Origin of the sequence: Streptomyces sp. NPDC092952 (genome assembly GCF_044754785.1) — a bacterium.
In the GTDB taxonomy this organism is placed as follows: Bacteria; Actinomycetota; Actinomycetes; order Streptomycetales; family Streptomycetaceae; genus Streptomyces.
Window position 1 is genome coordinate 129,214 of record NZ_JBIVPT010000003.1, and the last position, 20,779, is coordinate 149,992.

At 72.7% G+C, this 20,779-nt stretch carries 18 protein-coding genes and 1 pseudogene; 13 read left to right on the forward strand and 6 right to left on the reverse strand.

The features are described from left to right. Nucleotides 1-182 precede the first annotated feature (182 nt). From ACIQGQ_RS08265 to ACIQGQ_RS08300, 8 genes are all read left to right on the forward strand, one after another. On the forward strand, nt 183-1,268 hold the full coding sequence (locus tag ACIQGQ_RS08265) for a hypothetical protein (protein WP_402392248.1): 1,086 nt from the start codon (nt 183-185) through the stop codon (nt 1,266-1,268). A gap of 122 nt (nt 1,269-1,390) precedes the next feature. Further along, the gene (locus ACIQGQ_RS08270) at nt 1,391-2,326 is read left to right on the forward strand and encodes an FAD-dependent oxidoreductase (protein WP_402392249.1); all 936 of its coding nucleotides are present in this window, start codon (nt 1,391-1,393) and stop codon (nt 2,324-2,326) included. 32 nt (nt 2,327-2,358) lie between these two features. After that, nucleotides 2,359-2,796 (forward strand): hypothetical protein, encoded by a 438-nt coding sequence (locus ACIQGQ_RS08275; RefSeq protein WP_402392251.1) that lies wholly within the window; start codon nt 2,359-2,361, stop codon nt 2,794-2,796. 410 nt (nt 2,797-3,206) lie between these two features. Beyond that, nucleotides 3,207-3,434, forward strand: coding sequence for a hypothetical protein (locus tag ACIQGQ_RS08280; protein WP_402393467.1), 228 nt, complete (start codon nt 3,207-3,209; stop codon nt 3,432-3,434). Nucleotides 3,435-3,465: 31 nt separating this feature from the next. Beyond that, entirely contained in the window at nt 3,466-3,759 is a 294-nt protein-coding gene (locus tag ACIQGQ_RS08285; protein WP_402392254.1) for a Dabb family protein, read from the forward strand. Nucleotides 3,760-3,963: 204 nt separating this feature from the next. Further along, nucleotides 3,964-4,890, forward strand: coding sequence for a SigB/SigF/SigG family RNA polymerase sigma factor (locus ACIQGQ_RS08290; RefSeq protein ID WP_402392256.1), 927 nt, complete (start codon nt 3,964-3,966; stop codon nt 4,888-4,890). Nucleotides 4,891-5,125: 235 nt separating this feature from the next. Further along, the gene (locus tag ACIQGQ_RS08295; RefSeq protein ID WP_376683013.1) at nt 5,126-5,986 is read left to right on the forward strand and encodes an RNA polymerase sigma factor SigF; all 861 of its coding nucleotides are present in this window, start codon (nt 5,126-5,128) and stop codon (nt 5,984-5,986) included. A gap of 66 nt (nt 5,987-6,052) precedes the next feature. Then, complete coding sequence (locus tag ACIQGQ_RS08300) at nt 6,053-6,823, forward strand: hypothetical protein (protein ID WP_402392258.1); 771 nt, start codon at nt 6,053-6,055, stop codon at nt 6,821-6,823. A 47-nt stretch (nt 6,824-6,870) separates the two neighbouring features. Here the strand turns inward: ACIQGQ_RS08300 and ACIQGQ_RS08305 are convergent, their stop codons facing one another. Next, the gene (locus ACIQGQ_RS08305; RefSeq protein WP_352273949.1) at nt 6,871-7,083 is read right to left on the reverse strand and encodes a hypothetical protein; all 213 of its coding nucleotides are present in this window, start codon (nt 7,081-7,083) and stop codon (nt 6,871-6,873) included. A gap of 634 nt (nt 7,084-7,717) precedes the next feature. Here ACIQGQ_RS08305 and ACIQGQ_RS08310 point away from each other — a divergent pair. The 4 genes from ACIQGQ_RS08310 to ACIQGQ_RS08325 all read left to right on the forward strand — a co-directional run bounded on the left by ACIQGQ_RS08310 (nt 7,718) and on the right by ACIQGQ_RS08325 (nt 12,292). Next, on the forward strand, nt 7,718-8,245 hold the full coding sequence (locus ACIQGQ_RS08310) for a MarR family winged helix-turn-helix transcriptional regulator (protein ID WP_402392260.1): 528 nt from the start codon (nt 7,718-7,720) through the stop codon (nt 8,243-8,245). A gap of 23 nt (nt 8,246-8,268) precedes the next feature. Further along, nucleotides 8,269-10,782 (forward strand): MFS transporter, encoded by a 2,514-nt coding sequence (locus ACIQGQ_RS08315; RefSeq protein WP_402392263.1) that lies wholly within the window; start codon nt 8,269-8,271, stop codon nt 10,780-10,782. A 152-nt stretch (nt 10,783-10,934) separates the two neighbouring features. After that, nucleotides 10,935-11,750: a YceI family protein gene (locus ACIQGQ_RS08320; protein ID WP_402392265.1), complete on the forward strand. Its 816-nt coding sequence runs from the start codon at nt 10,935-10,937 to the stop codon at nt 11,748-11,750. A 71-nt stretch (nt 11,751-11,821) separates the two neighbouring features. Then, nucleotides 11,822-12,292 (forward strand): PPOX class F420-dependent oxidoreductase, encoded by a 471-nt coding sequence (locus tag ACIQGQ_RS08325; protein ID WP_402392267.1) that lies wholly within the window; start codon nt 11,822-11,824, stop codon nt 12,290-12,292. A gap of 40 nt (nt 12,293-12,332) precedes the next feature. Here ACIQGQ_RS08325 and ACIQGQ_RS08330 read toward each other — a convergent pair whose 3' ends face one another. Continuing rightward, the gene (locus tag ACIQGQ_RS08330) at nt 12,333-13,091 is read right to left on the reverse strand and encodes a TetR/AcrR family transcriptional regulator (RefSeq protein ID WP_402392270.1); all 759 of its coding nucleotides are present in this window, start codon (nt 13,089-13,091) and stop codon (nt 12,333-12,335) included. 33 nt (nt 13,092-13,124) lie between these two features. Further along, nucleotides 13,125-14,654, reverse strand: coding sequence for an MFS transporter (locus ACIQGQ_RS08335; RefSeq protein WP_402392272.1), 1,530 nt, complete (start codon nt 14,652-14,654; stop codon nt 13,125-13,127). Between the two features lie 145 nt (nt 14,655-14,799). Between ACIQGQ_RS08335 and ACIQGQ_RS08340 the strand changes: the two genes are divergently transcribed. Then, on the forward strand, nt 14,800-15,663 hold the full coding sequence (locus ACIQGQ_RS08340; protein ID WP_402392275.1) for an endonuclease/exonuclease/phosphatase family protein: 864 nt from the start codon (nt 14,800-14,802) through the stop codon (nt 15,661-15,663). Nucleotides 15,664-15,669: 6 nt separating this feature from the next. Here the strand turns inward: ACIQGQ_RS08340 and ACIQGQ_RS08345 are convergent, their stop codons facing one another. The 3 genes and pseudogenes from ACIQGQ_RS08345 to ACIQGQ_RS08355 form a co-directional block, all read right to left on the reverse strand. After that, nucleotides 15,670-17,877, reverse strand: a complete 2,208-nt coding sequence (locus ACIQGQ_RS08345; protein WP_402392278.1) for an ArnT family glycosyltransferase — start codon at nt 17,875-17,877, stop codon at nt 15,670-15,672. Beyond that, the gene (locus ACIQGQ_RS08350; protein WP_402393390.1) at nt 17,874-19,199 is read right to left on the reverse strand and encodes a glycosyltransferase; all 1,326 of its coding nucleotides are present in this window, start codon (nt 19,197-19,199) and stop codon (nt 17,874-17,876) included. The genes ACIQGQ_RS08345 and ACIQGQ_RS08350 overlap by 4 nt, the downstream gene beginning before the upstream one ends. Before the next feature lie 144 nt (nt 19,200-19,343). Then, nucleotides 19,344-20,480, reverse strand: a pseudogene (locus ACIQGQ_RS08355) (sensor histidine kinase); the annotation flags it as partial. Between the last annotated feature and the right edge of the window lie 299 nt (nt 20,481-20,779).

The following is a 20,779-nucleotide window of genomic DNA, read 5'->3' on the forward strand; positions in this document are numbered from 1 at the left end:
AAACGATTAACTAATCGCTTGCTGAGTTGTATGGTGAGCCGGGACGGCCGGAGCTCGCCTCCGCCTCCGTACCCCTGCCGTGCCGCGTCCCGCGCACCGCGCCTCGCACGCCGTCTCCCGCGAAGGCCCAGCCGCTACGGACCCGCCGTTCCGCGTTCCCCCGCACCGAAATGGAATCCGCCATGCCCACTTCCCCGCCCACGGACAGCCGTCCCGTCGGCACCGGAGCCTCCGGAGCCACTGAGCCGGACGGCGCCACCCCGTCGAACCGGACGGTGCTGAAGAAACTGGCGGTGGTGATCGTCGGTCTCACGGCGGTCCTGACCGTGATGTTCCTGGCCTTCGGGCTGCCCGCCATCAACAGCGGCCCCCACCACGTGCCCATCGGCGTCACCGGCCCGAAGGCCGCCACCGACGCCCTGCGGAGCTCGATCGGCGAGCACGGCGACGGGGCCTGGGACGTCACCGCGTACCCCGACGCGAAGACCCTGACCCGGGCGGTCGAGGAACGCGAGATCTCCGGCGGCTTCGCGCTGGGCCAGGGCTCGGTGACCGTCTACAGCGCCAGCGCCGCAGGGGCCCAGACCGCCGCCGCCATCAACAGCATGGGCAGCGTGCTCGCCACCGGCCAGCACGCCCGGGTCACCGTCCATGACGTGGTCCCGTTCCCGGAGGACGATTCCCGGGGCGCCGGGCTGACCGCCGCCGCCCTGCCGATGATCATCGGCGGCAGCATGCCCGCCATCGCCCTGCTCAAGCTGTTCCCCGGCCACTCCGGCCTGCGCACCCGCGTCACCGGCGCCCTGCTCTTCGCCCTGGCCGCCGGGTTCGCGATGACCGCCGTCCTCCAGTTCGGCTTCGGCACCGTCGACGGCTCCTACTGGCTCACCGCCCTCGGCATGTCGCTGAGCATGGCGGCCCTGGCCATACCCCTTCTCGGCCTGGAGTCCCTGTTCGGCTTCGCCGGCCTCGGGGCGGGCATGGCCCTCGTGATGATCGTGGGCAACCCGCTCTCCGGCATGGCCACCGGCGCCCACTGGCTGCCCGACGGCTGGAGCACGGTCGGCCAGCTCCTGCCCCCGGGCGCCTCCGGCAGCCTCCTGCGCGCCAACGCCTACTTCGACGGCACCGGAGCCGCCGGCCCGATCGCGGTCCTCGCCTGCTGGGTGCTGGCCGGGCTCGTACTCGTCCTCGCCGCCGACCGCCGCGCCAGGAAGTCCGCGACGACCCCGGAGAGCACCACCGCCCCCGCCCTCGGAACCGCCTGACTCCTCCTCACGACGGCCCGGCCGCGCGCGTCCCGGCGCGGCCGGTGCCCGTGGGTACGGACCGGCGGGCCGCCCGACCGGATGACGTACCGCCCGGCCGCCCCAGGTGCTGGAATGGCCCCATGCCCTCCCCGCGCCACGCCTTCGACACCGACCTCCTCGTCGTCGGCGGAGGACCGGCCGGCTGCGCGGCGGCCCGTACGGCGGCGGGCGTGGGCATGCGGTCGATCCTGGTCGAGCCGGACGCGCTCTGCCGCAACCTGTACCGGATCCCGGCCCTGAACAACGTCCTGGGCGGGCACACCGACGGCGTCTCCCTGGCCACCGCCATCACCGACGAGCTGCTGACCGGCACCCCGCTCTGCCGGACCGAACTCGGCAGCCGGGTGACCGAGTTGCACGCGTACGACGACCACGCGGCCGCCACCCTCGACGACGGCCGCCGCCTGACCGCCCCGTACGCCGTCGTCGCCACCGGGGTGGGCCCGGTCCAGCCGCACGACACCCCCTGGATCACCGTCGCCCCACCGGCAACGCCTCCGCTGCCCCCGCTCTGGCGCGCCGGAGCGGCGGACGCCGAGGGCCGCACCCTCCTGGTCCTCGGCGGCGACCGCCTGATCGGTACGTTCCTGCGCGCCCACCCGCGTACGCGGACCCGCCTCCTGGTCGCGTACCCGGCGAGCGACGACTACAAGGTCGAGGAGATCCGCGACGACCCCCGCGTCGCCCTGCACCCCGTGGCCCACCTCACCCTGCGCCTCCCGGCAACGGCCGAGACCCTGGACCGGAACGGAAACCCCCACCGCCTCACGGCCGACGCCACCTACCTGAGCATCGGCAACGCCCCCGCACCCCCGCCCGGCGACCTCCGCCCCGCCCCCACCGGCTACTGCCCGCCGACCGCCCAGCACCCCCGCCTCATCGTCGCCGGCGACCTCCGCTCCCCCCGCTACCAGCGCATCCAGACCGCCCTCGGCTCCGGCGCCGAAGCCGCCCTCCGCGCGTACTACGCGAGCCGGGACGTGCCGCCGCCGGACCACCAAGTCCCCCCGCAGTGACGTGAGTTGACGCGTACGGCTAGCCTCCCGCCATGTCATCCCAAGGGCGCAGCGCCGGATCCGTCTTCTGTATCGTCCTGGCCATGCTCAGCGTCGCGACGGCAGTGATCCTGTCGGCGGTCGCGCTGAGCGCGGCCTCCCAGGTCTCCGGTCAACCGCTGGACGAGTTCAGCAACGAGGTGAAACTCCTTGAGGACGCCGACTGCGAGACCAAGGCGGAAACCGCACCCGACCAGCTCTTCATGAGCTGCTACTTCAAGCACCAGTCGACCATGCAGAAGGACACGGTCACCTGGGAACGGGAGATCGCGGCCCGCCAGTCGTCCGTCCAGGCCAAGGGCAACCTGGCCGTCGTCTTCGGCCTGCTCGGAGTGACCTTCGCGGTCTGCGCGGTGGCCGCCGACAGGACCGTCCGCCGGGCGTTGCCCGACTCGGACCCGTCGAATGACATCAGGCCCTCCGCGACGTAGACGCCCAGGTCGGGAAGTGTCGTCCCCGCGCGTGCGGGGATCTTCCGGATCGGATGCCGTCGCGACCGGCGATCCGTGGCGTGCCCGATCGCTCGCGCGGGCTCGCGCAGGGCCGGTGCGGGACGGGAGGTGCAGGTCGGGGGAAGCGGCATCGGGGGGACAAGCCGCTTCCCCCGGTGGGAACGGGGCCTCAAGCCCTCGGCGCGGTACGGGGGGGGTGGACCGCGGGAGGGCCCCACAGTGAGGGGCCGTTCCTGCGCCCTTTGGATTCCTGCCTCATCCGCCGGGCTCACCGTCCATCCTGCTCCTCCGCGGGGGCCGGGTGGGCGGGCGAAGGGCCTTGATCGGTGGGTCCTTGGTCCTTAAAAGTGCCGTGAGAGGTCACGGTGCCCCAAGGGATCCGGCCATACGTGCGGATAGACTCACCGACTGCGCAGGAGATCGACGGACGGCCGAAGGGGAGGCAGGGGCTGATGGCGCAAGCGAGAAAGATAGCTCTCTACATCATAGTCATCTTTGTCCTGTACACGATCATCACTGCCCCTGAGCGTGCGGCGGACCTCGTGCAGGTAGGGTTCGAGGGCATTGCGAGCGCCGCGAAGGGCGTCGGTTCCTTCATGTCGGAGCTCGTGAAGTAGAGAAGCAGCGCAGCGGGAGAAGGAGTAGGCCGTGATCCGCCATCTGGTCCTGTTCAAGCTGAACGACGGCGTCGAGCGGGACGACCCGCGGGTCGTGGCCGGGGCCAAGGCCTTCCAGGAGCTGGAGGGGAAGATCCCGGAGCTGGAGTTCTGGGAGTGCGCCTGGAACATCACGGACCGGCCGATCGCCTACGACTTCGCCATCAACTCCGCGGTCGCCGACCAGGACGCGCTGAAGCGCTACATCGAGCACCCCGCCCACCAGGCCGCCGCCGGCCAGTGGCGCGAATTCGCCACCTGGGTGATCGCCGACTACCCGTTCTGATTCATTCGGACCGGTTTCCCCTTTCGGTCCGGACCGCCTTCGAGCCCCTCACCACCATGGTGAGGGGCTTTTTCGGTTTTTTAAACCATGTTGAACCCAACACGACGCTATACGGTGCTTGCACACAGTGGACATGTCTTGTGATGCTATGACCGCTTTTGATGGATGAATTGATGGAGTTGACCGCAAAGGGGTGGCGTCATCGTGCCGGCCAGTGCAGCGCCTCAAGTGCCTCCCCAGTCAGGCCAACCCGGTCAGGAGTCCGGTCAGCCGAGCCCTGCCGGCCAGCCGAATCCCGCCGCCCCGGCGGGGCAGCCCGGTCCGGCTGAATCCGGCGGTTCGGCGGGGCCCGCGCAGGCCGCCCGGAGCCGGGGGGCGGACACCCGGGCGCTCACCCAGGTCCTCTTCGGCGAGCTCAAGAACCTCGAACCGGGAACCCCCGAGCACGGCCGGGTGCGGGCGGCGCTGATCGAGGCGAACCTGCCGCTGGTGCGGTACGCCGCCGCGCGGTTCCGCAGCCGCAACGAGCCGATGGAGGACGTCGTCCAGGTCGGCACGATCGGGTTGATCAACGCGATCGACCGGTTCGACCCCGAGCGCGGTGTCCAGTTTCCGACCTTCGCGATGCCGACCGTCGTCGGGGAGATCAAACGATACTTCCGGGACAACGTACGGACCGTCCACGTCCCCCGGCGGCTGCACGAACTCTGGGTCCAGGTCACCGGAGCCACCGAGGACCTGACGACCGCTCACGGCCGTTCGCCCACCACCGCCGAGATCGCCGAGCGGCTGAGGATCTCCGAGGACGAGGTGCTGGCCTGCATCGAGGCGGGGCGCTCGTACCACGCGACCTCACTGGAGGCCGCCCAGGAGGGCGACGGGCTGCCCGGACTGCTCGACCGGCTCGGGTACGAGGACCCGGCGCTCGCCGGGGTCGAGCACCGCGACCTCGTCCGGCATCTGCTCGTACAGTTGCCCGAACGCGAACAGCGCATCCTGCTGCTGCGCTACTACAGCAACCTGACGCAGTCCCAGATCAGTGCCGAACTGGGCGTCTCCCAGATGCACGTGTCCCGACTGCTCGCCCGCAGCTTCGCCCGGCTCAGGTCCGCAAACAGGATCGACGCGTAACCGGATCGGGTACAGCACGCGAAGTCCGTTTTCCGGGGCCCGAATGGCCTACACCCCTCGTTAACTGCGCTTATGTCACAAAGACTTGTCGACATGTCACTACAGCGTGTTGCCGACATGTGACATTCTGCGGAAACCGCGTTTGCCGTGGCCCCGCCTCCGGTATTCAGGTGGAGGCTGCGTTCCTCCGATGGTCGCGGCTCGACGCGACCGTCCGCGACCTCAAGGGGGTGGCATGTCCGCAGAACAGGGCAGCTCGAAGGTGCTCACGCTCACGAAGAGCGAACCGGCACCCGCAGTGCTCACCAGCTCGCCGGAAGCCATCGACACCCGCACGCTGTCCCGCTCCCTGTTCCTGCGGCTCGCCGCCCTCGGACCGTCCCCGGACGGCACGGACAGCCCGGAGCGCGCCTACGTACGGGACACACTCATCGAGCTGAACCTCCCGCTGGTGCGGTACGCGGCGGCCCGGTTCCGCAGCCGCAACGAGCCGATGGAGGACATCGTCCAGGTCGGCACGATCGGCCTGATCAAGGCCATCGACCGGTTCGACTGCGAGCGGGGCGTGGAGTTCCCGACCTTCGCGATGCCGACCGTCGTCGGGGAGATCAAGAGATTCTTCCGCGACACCTCCTGGTCGGTGCGGGTGCCGCGCCGGCTCCAGGAGCTGCGGTTGGCGCTGACGAAGGCCAGCGACGAGCTCGCGCAGAAGCTGGACCGGTCGCCGACCGTCCCCGAGCTGGCGAAGGCGCTCGGCGTCTCCGAGGAGGACGTGGTCGACGGGCTCGCCGTCGGCAACGCGTACACCGCCTCCTCGCTGGACTCGCCCTCCCCCGAGGACGACGGCGGCGAGGGCTCCCTCGCGGACCGGCTCGGGTACGAGGACTCGGCCCTGGAGGGCGTCGAGTACCGCGAGTCGCTCAAGCCGCTGCTGGCCAAGCTGCCGCCGCGCGAGCGCCAGATCATCATGCTGCGCTTCTTCGCCAACATGACCCAGTCCCAGATCGGCGAGGAGGTCGGCATCTCGCAGATGCACGTCTCGCGCCTGCTGACCCGTACGCTCGCCCAGTTGCGGGAAGGACTCATCGCCGACTGACGCCGTGGATTTCCGTACCGGAGCGCGACCCTTCCGATTTGACGGACCGTCAGCCACACTGACGCGATGCGACGTCGGATTCTCGGATCGAACGGCCGCCGGGGCACCCTGATCGCCGCCTCGGCGGCCGTGCTGTGTCTGGGCGGGGTGCTGGCCGCCTGCGGCGGCGGTGCGGCGGAGACGGGCCACGCGGCGCTCGGGGCGGCCGGGACGGACCCGGGGGCGGGTGCGGGGGACGCGCCGGGCAAGGTCACCCTGGTCCCGCTCGACCCGGACGGCAGAAGCCCGGGAACCGGGAACGGAGCCGGCACCGGGGGAAGAGCGGACGGGAGCGGCAGCGGGGAGAAGGCGGGCGGCCGGGACCGAAACGGGTCCGGCGGCTCCTCGGGGGGCGCGTCCGGTGGCGCCTCGCGGTCGCCCTCCGGCGTTCCCGGACGCGGTACGGGAGCGACGCCCCGTCCCACCGCGCCCTCGGCCCCGTCGACGCCCTCCGGGCCCTCGACGCCGTCCACCCCCGGTACGCCCTCCGGGCCCGCCGAGCTGAGCGTGGGCGACCCCGTACGGGAGGCGGCGGACGAGCGCTGGTGCGAGAAGGTGACCGTCGAGTTCCGGAACACCGGGGGATCACCGGTGCGCGCGGGAACGGTCACGTTCGCCACGCACGTGATCGGTTCGCTGGGGGTCGACTGGGCGACCGTGGAGTCGACCGGGCCGCTCCCCGCGCCGATCGACGCGGGAGCGGCGCGGACGGCGACGTACACCGTCTGCGTGGACGCCTGGCGGGTGCCCCTGGGTATGCATGTCGAGACCCGGGACGTCACCGCCGTATCGAAGTGACAGGGGACGTGTGTGCCGGCCGGCGGCCGGTGCGGCCGCCGGGACGGTCAGCCGAGCGCGAGCCAGGCCACCGCGGCGAGGACGGCGATCACCACGACGACGCCGACGATCACCCCGGTCCTCGGTCCTCCGGACGAGGCGGCCGGCTGCTGCCGGCGCTGCGGCTCGCCCTCGTCGACGAAGGCGCGGAACATCTGAGTGCTGCCGGCCGGGTCGTGGTTGCCCTCGGGGCCCTGCGGGGCGTGGGGGTTGTGTGCCATGGGCCAGGACCCTAGCGAACTCGGCCCTGCCGCCCAACCCCCGGGTCGGGGAAGGGGGAAGAGGGGTGACGGGAGGAAGGGGCCAGGTCGGGGGCACGGGGCGGGTGCGGGGGAGCGCGTGGAGGGGGTGCGGGGGCTCGGGGCGTCCATGGGTAAGGAGGGGGAGGGGCGGCCGCCGCCCGGGGCCGGGTACGGGGTACGCCTTCGGCCCGGGCGGGTGCGGGCGCACGCGGGCGGTACGGGCGTACGCGGACGCCCCCGGGCGGGCAGCGTCCCCGGCAGAACATGACCCGGACGGACCCGCGCCGCCGGCAGGACCTGGCCCGGCCCCTGCTAGGCGGGGCGGGGCGAGGCGGGGCGAGGCGGGGCGGGGCGGGGCGGGGCGGGGCGGGGCGGGGCGGGGCGGGGCGACAGCGCGGATCAGGGCGGGTGCCATCGGGGGCTCTGCTGTGGCATGACACACACCGCGCCCCACGCACCACCCCTGTACTGCGGGCTTGACTTCGCCCCTACGCAGCCTTTTGCGTTCCTTTACTTCTGCAAGTCCACTTTCGTTTGCCTGCAGCAACCAACGGCTTCTATGGTTGCCCTAAGCAACAAGATGCGCCGGTGAGATGAGATGTCTGGGGGTCCCGTGGCGGCACGGAGTCGGTACGAAGAACTGGCCCGGCAACTCAGCGCCGTCGGGGCCGTCAAGCGCGGTCTCGCCCGCATCCTCCCCGCCGAATGCCCGGCCGGGTCCGCCGCCGTGCTGGCCCTGCTCCGGCAGCACGGCGAGATGCGGATCAGCCGGCTCGCCGAGCTGCTGGACGTCGACATGTCGGTGACAAGCCGTCATGTCGCCCATGTGGCGGAGCGCGGCTGGATCGAACGGTCCCCGGATCCGGCGGACAAGCGGTCCCGCATCCTGCGGCTGACCCCCGAGGGACGTGACGTACTCGGCGACCTGAACCGGCGGACCACCGAGATGTTCGCCCACAACCTCTCCGACTGGTCGGACGAGGAGGTCGGGCAGCTCAACACGCTGCTGGCCCGGCTGCGCGACAGCTTCGCCTGCCGCGGGCCCGGCGGGTGCGGCCCCGGAAAGCACAGCGGCGACTGCCGCTCCCGACCGGTCGGCAGCGACCACGACCACGACGTACACACCCGTACACCTGTGTAACAGAAGCAAAGACAAGGACTTAAATGGCTACGACCACACCTACCGGTGTGCGGGGCGGCCACGCCAAGCACGGGGGGTCGCCGGACTCCGCGTCCGGCGCGCCGATGACACACCGGCAGATCATGGAGGCACTGGCCGGGCTGATGCTCGGCATGTTCGTCGCGATCCTGTCGTCGACGGTCGTCTCCAACGCCCTGCCCGAGATCATCTCCGACCTCGGCGGCGGCCAGAGCGCCTACACCTGGGTCGTCACGGCCTCGCTGCTGGCGATGACCGCCACCACCCCGCTCTGGGGCAAGCTCTCCGACCTGTTCAGCAAGAAGCTGCTGGTCCAGATATCCCTGGTGATCTACGTCGCGGGCTCGGTCGTCGCCGGTCTGTCGACCAGCAGCGGCATGCTGATCGCCTGCCGTGTCGTCCAGGGCATCGGCGTCGGCGGTCTCTCCGCCCTCGCGCAGATCGTGATGGCCGCGATGATCGCCCCGCGCGAGCGCGGCCGCTACAGCGGTTACATCGGCGCGGTCTTCGCCGTCGCCACCGTCGGCGGTCCGCTGCTCGGCGGTGTCATCACGGACACCAGCTGGATGGGCTGGCGCTGGTGCTTCTACGTCGGTGTGCCGTTCGCCGTCATCGCGCTGATCGTGCTCCAGAAGACGCTGAAGCTCCCGGTCGTGAAGCGCGAGGTCAAGGTCGACTGGTGGGGCGCGTTCTTCATCAGCGCCGCCGTGTCGCTGCTGCTGGTCTGGGTGACCTTCGCGGGCGACAAGTACGACTGGCTGTCCTGGCAGACCGCCGTGATGGTCGTCGGTTCCGTCCTCCTCGGCGCGATCTTCGTCGCCATCGAGTCCAAGGCCAGCGAGCCGATCATCCCGCTGCGCCTCTTCGGCAACCGCACCATCGCGCTGGCCTCGCTGGCCTCGCTGTTCGTCGGTATCGCGATGTTCGCGGGCACCGTCTTCTTCAGCCAGTACTTCCAGCTGGCGCGCGGCAAGTCGCCGACGATGTCGGGCGTCATGACGATCCCGATGATCGCGGGCCTGTTCATCTCCTCCACGGTCTCCGGCCAGATCATCACCAAGACCGGCCGCTGGAAGGCCTGGCTGGTCAGCGGTGGCTTCCTGGTCACCGCCGGACTGGGCCTGCTGGGCACCCTGCGCTACGACACCGAGTACTGGCACATCGCGGTCTTCATGGCCGTCATGGGTCTCGGCATCGGCATGATGATGCAGAACCTGGTGCTCGCCACGCAGAACCAGGTCGCCCCGTCCGACCTCGGCGCGGCCAGCTCCGTCGTCACCTTCTTCCGTTCCCTCGGTGGTGCGATCGGCGTCTCGGCGCTGGGCGCCGTCATGGCGAACCGCGTCACCCACTACGTGAAGGAAGGGCTCGCGGAGCTCGGTCCCAAGGGCGCGGCCATGGGCCACGGCGGCACCGGCGGCGGGGGCATCCCCAACGTCCGTGAGCTGCCCGAGCCGTTCCGTTCGGTCGTGGAGAGCGCCTACGGGCACGGCGTCGGCGACGTCTTCCTGTACGCCGCCCCGGCCGCGCTGATCGCCTTCCTGATCACGATCTTCATCAAGGAGGTCGCGCTCAAGACCAACGCGTCGAGCGAGGCCCCGGCCGCCGCCGAGACCCCGGCCGAGGTTCCGGCCGATGCCCTGGCCAAGGCTCCGGTCGCGGTCGCGGCCGTCCCGGCCCCCGCCGCTCCGGTCGCCACCGCGACGGCCGTCGAGGACGCGGCCCCGGCCGCCGCCCCGGCGTCCGCCCTCCGGGGCACGGCCGTGCACGGTGTGGTGCGCGGTGCGGAGAGCGCGCCGGTGGCCGGTGCCGCCGTCACGCTGATCTCGCTGGCCGGCCGCCAGCTGGGGCGCTCCGTCGCCCAGGCCGACGGCACGTACGAGCTGGACGCCCCGGGCTCCGGCAGCTACGTCCTGATCGCCTCCGCCGACGGTTTCCAGCCGCAGGCGTCCACCGTGGTCGTGGGTGACGAGCCGCTCGCGTTCGACATCCTGCTCTCGGGTACGAGCGGGCTCGCCGGTCTCGTACGGTCGGCGGAATCCTCCGATCCGGTCGAGGGCGCCATGGTCGTCGTGACCGATGTGCGCGGCGAGGTCCTGGCCACCGGGGCGTCCGACGGGGCGGGCGAGTTCGCCTTCGGCGAGCTGGTGCCCGGCACCGTGACCGTCGCGGTCAACGCCCTCGGCTTCCGGCCGCTGGCGCTGCCGGTGGAGGTCGGCGGCCAGGGGATCACCCGGGTCGAGGCCGTGCTCCAGGCCGGTGCGCTGGTCCAGGGTGTCGTGCGGGCGGGTACCGCGCGTCGTCCGCTGCCGGACGCCCGGGTCACACTGGTCGACGCGGCGGGCAATGTGGTCGCCACCTCGACGACCGGGGAGGACGGGGCGTACGCCTTCACCGACCTGGACGCGGGCGAGTACTCGGTCGTCGCGACCGGCTACCCGCCGGTGGCGAGCGCGCTGACCGTGGCAGGCCGCGGGGCCGACGGCCACGACATCGAGCTCGCCCACCCCGGCGAGTAACAGACCCCCGGCCGGCCGGTGCTTCGAGCGGAGGCACCGGCCGGCAGGTGGAAATGGGCCCCGGCGTGGGGACGACAGGCAGGGGACGGCCTGCCGTCCCCGCCCGGGGCCCGACTCTTTGAACGAGTCATGGAGCTAGGAGAGAGAACCGGATGGGACTTCGCGCACAGGTACGGACCCGGGACGGCTGGGCGGTCCAGCACGCGGTCGTGACGGTCACCGACATGACCGGAACGCAGGTGCTGCGCGCCGCCGCCGACGAGGACGGGGCGGTACGGACCGAAGGCAGCCTGGACGCCGGGGCGTACACGGTGATCGTCACGGCGGTCGGGTACGCCCCCGCCGCCTCGACCGCCATGGTCACGGCGAGCGGGCGGGTCGAGGCGGGCACGGTGGTGCTGAGCCGGCAGGGCGGGGTGGAGCTGCCGCCGCCGGGGGCCTGGTCGCTGGATCCGGCGCACTGCTCGGTCGCCGCGGTCGCCCAGCACCTGGGGATCTCCAGCGTGCGCGGCCGGTTCACCGAGTTCAGCGGCCGCATCGAGATCGCGGAGGACGTCCAGCTCTCCCGGGTCGAGGCCGTCATCGCCGCGTCGAGCATCGAGACCGGCAACAGCATGCGCGACAAGCACCTGCGCTCGCCCGACTTCCTGGACGCGGAGCGCTTCCCGGAGATCACCTACCGCTCGAACGGGCTGACCCCGACCGGCCCCGACCGCTGGCTGGTCCACGGCGAGCTGTCGATGCACGGCGTGGTCCGCCCGGTCGACCTGGACCTGAGCTACCTGGGCACCGGCCCCGACCCGTGGGGCGGGGTGCGCGCCGCCTTCAGCGCCACGGCCGAGCTGCACCGCGAGGACTTCGCGATGAACTACAACCAGGTGGTGCAGGCGGGCATCGCGGCGATCGGCACGACGCTGCGGGTGGAGCTCGACATCCAGGCCGTGCAGGGCGAGACGCTGCCGTCGTAACCGGGCGGAACACCACGACGGGACGGTGGAGTTCCGTCGTGGCCGGTGGGGTGCCGCCGTAGTCTGCGGACATGGCACCCCACATCGCGACGAACACCTCCGTGGACCTCGACGAGCTGCTGGCCTTCGTGCGCCCCCGGCACCGGGCGGTCCTGCTCACCGCCCGGGCCGACGGCCGCCCCCAGGGCTCCCCGCTGACCTGCGGGGTCGACGACGCCGGGCGGATCGTGGTCTCCACGTACCCCGAACGGGCCAAGACCCGGAACGCGAAGCGGAACGAGCAGGTCAGCATCATCGTGCTGTCGGACGACTGGAACGGGCCCTGGGTGCAGGTCGACGGTTCGGCCGAGGTGATCGACGCACCGGACTCGGTCGAGCCGCTCGTCGAGTACTACCGGAACATCTCGGGCGAGCACCCGGACTGGGACGAGTACCGGGCCGCGATGCTGAAGCAGGGCAAGTCGATCATCCGGATCACCCCGGAGCGGTGGAGTCCGGTGGCGACGGGCGGTTTCCCGGCCCGGCTCGCCTCCGACGGCTGACCCGTCTCCCCGCACGAGGGGGAACGGCCCGTGACCGGGCTCAGCGGTCCCGCATCGCCTCGATGCCCGCGATCAGCAGGTCCAGGGCGACCTCGAAGTCCCGGTCGCGCATCTCCTCGACCGTGCCGCCGCCCCGGGCGTCCATGACCTCCTGCGTGGACTCGATGATCCGGCTGTGCTGCGGCTGGGAGCGGATCGTGCTCATCGCCTGTTGGTAGTACTCGTCCTGGCTGAGCCCGGCCGCCGTGCTGCGCTCCGCGAAGTGCCCCTCGACGGTGCCGAATCCGAACACGAACTGGAAGACCGCGGAGAGCGCGCCGGTCTGGTGGTGGGCCGGCAGGCCGGTCGCCCGGATGACGTCCTGGACGGCGTACGACATCAGCATCGCGTGCGGGCCGATGTTGAGGAAGTGCCCGGCGAGCGTCGACACCCAGACGTGCCGGACGAGCAGCGCGCGGTACTCGGCGGCCAGTCCGCGCAGCCGCTCGTGCCAGTGGGCGTCCTCGGGGGGCACCACGAACTCGCCGTAGATCGTGTCGAGGGCCAGTTCCAGCAGGTCGTCCTTGGTGTCCACGTACCAGTACAGGGACATCGCGGTGACGTCGAGCTCGGCGGCCAGCCTGCGCATGGAGAACTTGGCCAGCCCCTCGGCGTCCAGGAGCCGGACCGAGGTCGTGGTGATCCTCTCCCGGTCCAGCCCGGCCGCCTGGTCCGGCCTGCGGGCGCGCGAGGGGGCCCGCTGCTCCAGCCAGACGCTCGTCCTGGCGGGCTTCTTCACCCGGTCGGCCGCGGACACCATGACGCACCCTCCTCGTCTCCCCCGTCCCTGATGCTATGCCGCCGCCGCACCACCGGCCGAGTCCGCCCGTACCGGCTCCGGGCGGCCGGCGCGGTGCAGCAGCACGGCGGCGAGCACCCCGCCCGCCAGTACGGCGACCGCCCCGAAGAGCTGGCTGGTCTCCAGCCCGGAGGCGAAGGCGTCGGTGATCCGCGCCCGCTCCCCGGCACCGGTGGCCGAGGCGAGCGCGGCGGGCAGCGACGCGGCCCCCACCGCCGCCGGCACCAGCGCCGAGAACCGCGAGCCCAGCACCGCGCCGAGCACCGCGACCCCCAGCCCGTTGCCGAACTCGGCGAGCGTGCCGTTGACCCCGGCGCCCACGCCCGCCTTCTCCGGCGGAATGGCGCCCATGATCGCGTTGGCCATGGCGGGCATGGCGATCGCGATGCCCGCGCCCATCACGACGAGCCCGAGCAGCATGCCCCCGTACCCGCCCCCGCCGAGCAGGGCGATCGCGGCGAGGCCCGCGGCCAGCAGGCTCATCCCGGAGACGATGGTGCCCGGCGTCCCCAGCCGGGGCACCAGCCGCGCGCCGAGCCCGGTGAGGTTGAGCGCGACGACGGTCAGCGCCAGCGGCGCCGTGCGCAGCCCGGCCTCCAACGGCCCGTAGCCGAGGACGAACTGGAGCTGCTGGGTGAGCAGGAAGAGCGAGCCGCCCATCCCGAAGGCGACCAGGATCGCGCCCGCCACCGCCCCGACGAACCGCTGGTTCCGGAAGAAGTGCATGTCCAGCATCGGATACGGGATGTGCAGCTCCCACAGCACGAACCCGGTGAGGACGGCGGCCCCGGCGAAGGCGGTCAGCAGTACCCGGCCGGAGGTCCAGCCGTGCTCCGGGCCGGAGATGATCGCGTACACGACGCAGGTCATGCCGACCGTGGAGAGCAGCGCGCCGAACAGGTCGGGGCGCTCGCCCGCGGGGTTCTTCGACTCGGGGACGAGCCGGACCACGGCGACCAGCCCGAGGGCCGCGACCGGGATGTTGATCAGGAAGATCGCGCCCCACCAGAAGTGGTCCAGCATCACCCCGCCGATCAGCGGTCCGACGGCGAAGCCGAGCGAGCTGACGGTCGACCAGATGCCGATCGCCTTGACCCGATCGCCCTCGTCGAAGATCTGCACGATGACGGCGAGGGTCGTGGTCATCAGCAGCGCGCCGCCGACGCCCATGCCCGCGCGGGCGGCGATCAGCTGCCCGGACGACTGGGCCACCCCGGCCACCAGCGAGCCGATGCCGAACAGCGCGAGCCCGGCGATCAGCATCTTCTTGCGGCCGTAGCGGTCGGCGGAGCTGCCGGCCGTCAGCAGCAGGCCCGACTGGACCAGCGAGTAGGCGTTGATCATCCACTGCACGTCGGCGGTGGAGGCGTGCAGCTCCCGGGTGAGGGAGGGGATCGCCACGTTGAGAACGGTGTTGTCGAGCAGCACGGTGAGCTGGGCGAGGCAGATGACGCCGAGGATCAGCCAGCGCTGCGGGTGGCCGGGGGACGCGAGGTTCTTCTGTCCGGCGACGGTCGCCGTCATGCGGTCTCCATTCCTTCTTGTTCCTATACGGTGTACGAGTAGCGCGCGCTGTACACCGTATAGCTCACCCGTACGGTGTACAACCCGTTTCCGCGCGGTACCGTGCTCGGCGCTGATCGACAGGACTTCCCAGGGTTGGAGTGGCATGTCAGTGCGTCGTCGTACGGTGCAAGTGCTCGTGGCGGCAGGGCTGTTGGCGGCGGCGCTCGCGCCGCCCGCGGCGGCGGCCGGGGAGGGGCACGGGCCCGCCGTCCCGCTCCGGGTGGCCACGTACAACATCCATGCGGGCGCGGGCATGGACAACGTCTTCGATCTCGACCGGCAGGCCGGGGCGCTGCGCGCGCTGGACGCCGATGTGATCGGCCTTCAGGAGGTCGACGTGCGCTGGGGCGCCCGCAGCGAGTGGCGGGACCTGGCGGCGGAGCTGGCCGGGCGGCTGGGCATGCGGGTGTCGTTCGCACCGGTCTACAGCCTCGATCCGGCCGTACCGGGTGAGCCCCGGCGGGAGTTCGGGGTCGCGGTGCTGTCGCGGTATCCGATCGTGAGCGCCGAGAACCACGACCTCACCCGGCTCTCCACCCAGGACCCGGACCCGGTTCCGGCGCCCGCGCCCGGCTTCGGCGAGGTGGTCGTGCGGGTGAAGGGGCTGCCGGTGCACGTCTACGCGACCCACCTGGACTACCGCGCGGACCCGTCCGTGCGGATCGCCCAGGTCGCCGACACCCGCCGGATCATGGCGGAGGACCGGACCTCGGAGCGCGGGCCGGTGCGCCAGGTGCTGCTCGGCGACTTCAACGCGGCGCCCGGCGCCCCCGAACTCGCCCCGCTGTGGCAGGAGTTGACGGACGTCGAGCCGGGCGGTCCCACGTTCCCGGCGGAGAATCCGGTGGAGCGGATCGACTACGTGGCGGTGTCGAAGGACACGGTACGGGCGCGCGGCGCGGCGGTGGCCGAGTCGCTCGCCTCGGACCACCGCCCCGTCGTCGCCGATCTGCTGCTGCGGCGTTAGAACCGGTCAGGAGCCGCTCTTCGGGCTGGTCAGGTCGTAGAAGGTGGCGTTGCCGACGGTGACCTTCTCGAAGTTCTTCTCCACCCAGGAGGAGATCTGCGAGGCGGTTCCCTCGCCGCTGCCGCCCATGCCGCCCGCGATGAAGTAGTGGATGCGGCCGTCCTCGACGTACTGCTCGAACTGGGCGAGCGTCGGGGACGGGTCGCTTCCGTTGAAGCCGCCGATCGCCATCACGGGTTCCTCGGTGGCGAGTTGGTAGCTGGCGGCGTTCTGGGAGCCGATGGCGGCGGCGGCCCAGGTGTAGGTCCCGGCGTCCTTCGCCAGGAGCCGTTCGGCCTCGGCGTCGACGGAGGCGCCGTTGAGCAGCCCGCCCATGCCGCCGCCTCCCCTGCCGCCGCCCATGCCTTCGCCACCGGGACCGTTGCCGCCGGGGAAGCCGGGCATCCGGCCGTTCTGGCCGCCCGGGGTGCCCGGGGTGCCCGGGGTGCCCGGGGTGCCCGGGGTGCCCTGGCCGTTCTGGCCGTTCTGGCCGTTCGACGGGGTGGCCCCGCCGGGCGGCGTACCCCCGGGCGGCATGCCCTGCGCACCGCCCGGGGCGCCACCGCCCTGCGCACCGCCGCCCTGCGCACCGCCGCCCTGGCCGGGGAAGCCCGTCCCGTACCCCGCTCCGCCGAAGCCGCCCCGGCCACCGCGACCGCCGCCCCCGCCCGGTCCGCCGCCGCCGAACATCCCGCCGCCGGACGGGCCCGCCGTGACGATCGAGCCCTGGTGGCCGGTGTTCAGCGTGCTCACGGCGTACGCGGCCGGCCCCGCCAGCGACGCGGCGAGCCCCAGCCCCACGGCGAGGTACGCCACCCGGCGCCCCAGCAGCGGGACGAGCAGCAGCCCGAGCGCCGCCGCGATCCCCGCGACGAGCACCGCCCACCGCAGCCACGGCAGGTAGTCCGGGGTCCGACCCAGCAGCGCGTACGCCCAGCAGGCCGTCACGGCGACGGTCCCCGCCAGCACCGTCCGCGCCCGCCACCGGGCCCGCTCCTCCCACAGCACCGTGGCGCCCATCCCGGCCAGCGCCGCCACGTACGGGGCGAGGGCCACCGTGTAGTACTGGTGGAAGATGCCCGCCATGAAGCTGAACACGGCCGCGGTCGTCAGCAGCGCCCCGCCCCAGGCGAGGAAGGCCGCGCGGGCGGTGTCCGTCCGCGCCGTGCGCCGGGTCAGCCAGACCCCCGCGGCCAGCAGGATCAGCGCGGCGGGCAGCAGCCAGGAGATCTGGCCGCCGACCTCGGAGTTGAACATCCGGCCGATGCCGGTCTCGCCCCACTGACCGCCGCCCCCACCGCCGCCCGGCCCGCCCCCGCCGCCGACGCTGCCGGTCTCGTCGCCGTTGATCCGGCCCAGACCGTTGTAGCCGAAGGTCAGCTCCAGGAAGGAGTTGTGCTGAGAGCCGCCGACGTACGGGCGCGAGGAGGCCGGCCAGAGTTCGACGACCGCCACCCACCAGCCGCCCGCGACGACCATGACCAGGGCCGACAGCCCGAGCTGGCCGAGCCGCCGGCGCACCGGTACGGGCGCGCACACCGCGTACAGCACGGCCAGCGGCGGCAGGATCAGGAACGCCTGGAGGGTCTTGGCCAGGAACGCGAGACCGACCGCGGCCCCCGCCCACAGCAGCCACTTCGTACGGCCCTGCTCCAGCGCGCGCAGCACGCAGTAGACCGTGACGGTCATCAGCAGGGCGAGCAGCGCGTCCGGGTTGTTGAAGCGGAACATCAGCGCCGCGACCGGGGTGAGCGCGAGGACGGCCATGGCGATCAGCCCGGCCACCGCGTTGAACCGGCGCCGCACGGCCGCGTACAGCACCCCGGCGGTGGCGACGCCCATCAGGACCTGCGGGGCCAGGATCGCCCAGGAGTTGAGGCCGAGGACCCGCACCGACAGGGCCATCGGCCAGAGGGCGGCCGGGGGTTTGTCGACGGTGATGGCGTTGGCCGCGTCCAGCGAGCCGAAGAAGAACGCCTTCCAGCTGCGGCTGCCGGCCTGCGCGGCGGCGGAGTAGAAGGAGTTGGCGTATCCGGAGGCGCTGAGGTTCCACAGGTAGGCCGCCGCGATGAGCAGCAGCAGGACGAGGAAGGCCGGGCGCGCCCAGCGCGGGTCCTCGGGCCTGCCCCGCCAGACCCGTGCGGCCCGGCGGCGGTCGGGGTGCGGCGTGCTCATCGGTGGTTCTCCCGTTCGTGGTGGAGGGCGTCGGCGGGTTCCTGGCCCCGGGGCTCGGCCCGCTCGGGGAAGACCCAGGCGCACAGCAGCAGGAAGCGCAGCACCGTCGCCGCGAGGTTGGCCGCGATCAGCACGGCGAGCTCCGTCGTGTGCGAGGGCGAGCCGGACGCCGCCCCCAGCGCCGCCAGCGAACCGCTGGTCAGCGCGAGGCCGATGGCGAACACCACCAGCCCCTGCGCCTGGTGGCGGACGGCCCCGCGCCGCCCCCGTACGCCGAAGGTGAGCCGCCGGTTGGCCGCCGTGTTGGCGACGGCCGACACCAGCAGCGCACCGGCGTTGGCGAGCTGCGGGCCCGTGCCGAGCCGGAAGAGCGAGTACAGGGCGAGGTAGCAGAGCGTGGAGAGCGCGCCGACGACGCAGAAGCCGACGAGCTGCCGGGCCAGTGAGCCGGGCACCCCGCCGACCGACCGGTCGCGCGGGTCGTCGCCGAAGGGGCGGGCCAGCCGGTCCAGCGGCAGCGTGCCGACCGCCAGCGCCCGCCCCACCCGCCACACGCCTTTCAGGTCCTCTACGGCCGTCCGCACGATGTGGACGGTGGAGTCGGGGTCGTCGACCCAGTCGACCGGCACCTCGTGGATGCGCAGCCCGGCGCGTTCGGCGAGCACCAGCATCTCGGTGTCGAAGAACCAGCCCGGGTCCTCCACCATCGGCAGCAGCCGTTTCGCGACATCGCGGCGGATGGCCTTGAACCCGCACTGGGCGTCGCTGAACCGGGCGGCCAGCGAGGAGCGCAGGATCAGGTTGTAGGAGCGCGAGACGAACTCCCGCTTCGACCCACGCACCACCCGGGAGCCGCGCGACAGCCGGGAGCCGATCGCCAGGTCCGAGTGGCCCGAGATCAGCGGGGCGACCAGCGGCAGCAGCGCGTTGAGGTCGGTGGACAGGTCGACGTCCATGTAGGCGAGGACCGGGGCGTCCGAGTCGGACCAGACGGTGCGCAGCGCCCGCCCCCGCCCCTTCTGCTCCAGCCGGTACGAGCGGACCCGGGGCAGCTCGGCCGCGAGCCGGGCCGCCACCTGAGGTGTCCGGTCGGTGCTGGCGTTGTCGGCGACGGTGATCCGGAAGCCGTACGGGAAGGTGTGCGTCAGATGGTCGTGCAGGCGGCGCACACAGGGTTCGAGGTCCTTCTCCTCGTTGTAGACGGGGATCACCACGTCGAGCACGGCCGCCCCCGCGGGAGCGGCCGGCCCGGCGGCCGTTTCTACGGGGAGGTGGTCCCGGGGCGGCAGGGTGGCGGCGCTCCAAGGCGCTTCGGTCGGCATACGGACGACCCTCGCCGCCCCCGCTGTCACACCGGTGTGCCGAGCCTGTCCCGGGGCTGTGAGTGCGGGGGGGTCCGGGTGAACCGCGGGCAGATCGACGGCGAACACCGTGCGCCCCGGCACCGATTCCACCGCGACCCGCCCGCCGTGCGCGGCGACGACGGCCTGCACGATGGCCAGCCCGAGCCCGGTGGAGCCCGCGCCGCGCGAGCGCGAGGCGTCCCCGCGCGCGAACCGCTCGAAGACGTGCGGCAGCAGCCCGGCCGGGATGCCCGGCCCGTCGTCCTCGACCTCCAGGACCACCCGCGCCCCTCCGGCGTCCGGCCGCACCCGGGTGGTCACGGTCGTCCCCGGCGGGGTGTGGGTACGGGCGTTCGCCAGCAGGTTGACCAGCACCTGGTGGAGCCGGGTGGGATCGCCGTGCACGGTGACGGGCTCGTCCGGAAGACCGAGCCGCCAGTGATGGCCGCCGGGCTGTTCTTCTCCGTTCCGGCCGGGCCGGCCGGTCCCGCCGGGCCTGCGGGCCCCGGTGCGGGCCCCGGTGTCGGCGGCGCGGGCGTCGCTCACCGCGTCGACGACCAGCGACGACAGATCGGTGCGCTCCCGGCCCAGCGGACGCCCGGAGTCCAGCCGGGCGAGCAGCAGCAGGTCCTCCACCATGCCCGTCATCCGCTCCGCCTCGGACTCGATCCGCCCCAGCGCGTGCCGGGTGTCGGGGCCGATCTCCTCGCCGCCGCGCCGGGTCAGTTCGGCGTAGCCGCGGATCGAGGCGAGCGGGGTGCGCAGTTCGTGGCTGGCGTCCGCGACGAACTGGCGCACCCGGGTCTCGCTCTGCTGCCGTGCCGCCAGGGCCGAACCGACGTGGCCCAGCATCCGGTTGAGCGCGGCGCCCACCTGCCCGACCTCGGTGCGCGGGTCGGCCTGGGCCTGCGGGACCCGTTCCAGGGGGGCCACCTCGCCGCTGTGCAGCGGGAGTTCGGAGACCAGGGTGGCGGTGGCGGCGATCCGGCGGAGCGGGCGCAGGGCGACCCCGACGATCGCGGCGCCCGCGAGTCCGGCCGCGATCAGCCCGGCGGCGGTGACGCAGACCTCGACGACGATCAGGGTGGTCAGCGCGGAACCCACCTCGGCAGCGGGGAGGCCGACGAGCAGGGTGTTGCCCAGCGGGTCCACGACCGCCTCGACCCGGTTGGCGCCGAGCCCCGGCAGATCGACGTCCCGCGCCTTGTCCCCGGCCCCGATTCCCGCCGCCGCGAGGGCGCTCAGCTGGGCCCCGGTCATCGGCCGGCCGCCGCTCCCGTACCCGGTCCCGGACTCCGTCCCCGTACCGCTCTCCTCGACGACCCGCGAGGCGGTGACCGAGCCGTCCCCGGCCAGCACCGCCCCGAAGGCGCCGACCGGCAGCCCGCGCACATCGACGAAGGCCAGCGGGTCGTGGGGCTCCGGGATGCCGCCGCCGGGCCCCGGTCCCCCGCCCCCGGGCGGCTTCGCGGCCCGTACGGCGACGGCGTGCAGCTGGTCGTCGAGCTTGCCGTACAGATAGCTGCGGTACGCGATCGTGGTCACCGAGCCGATGACCG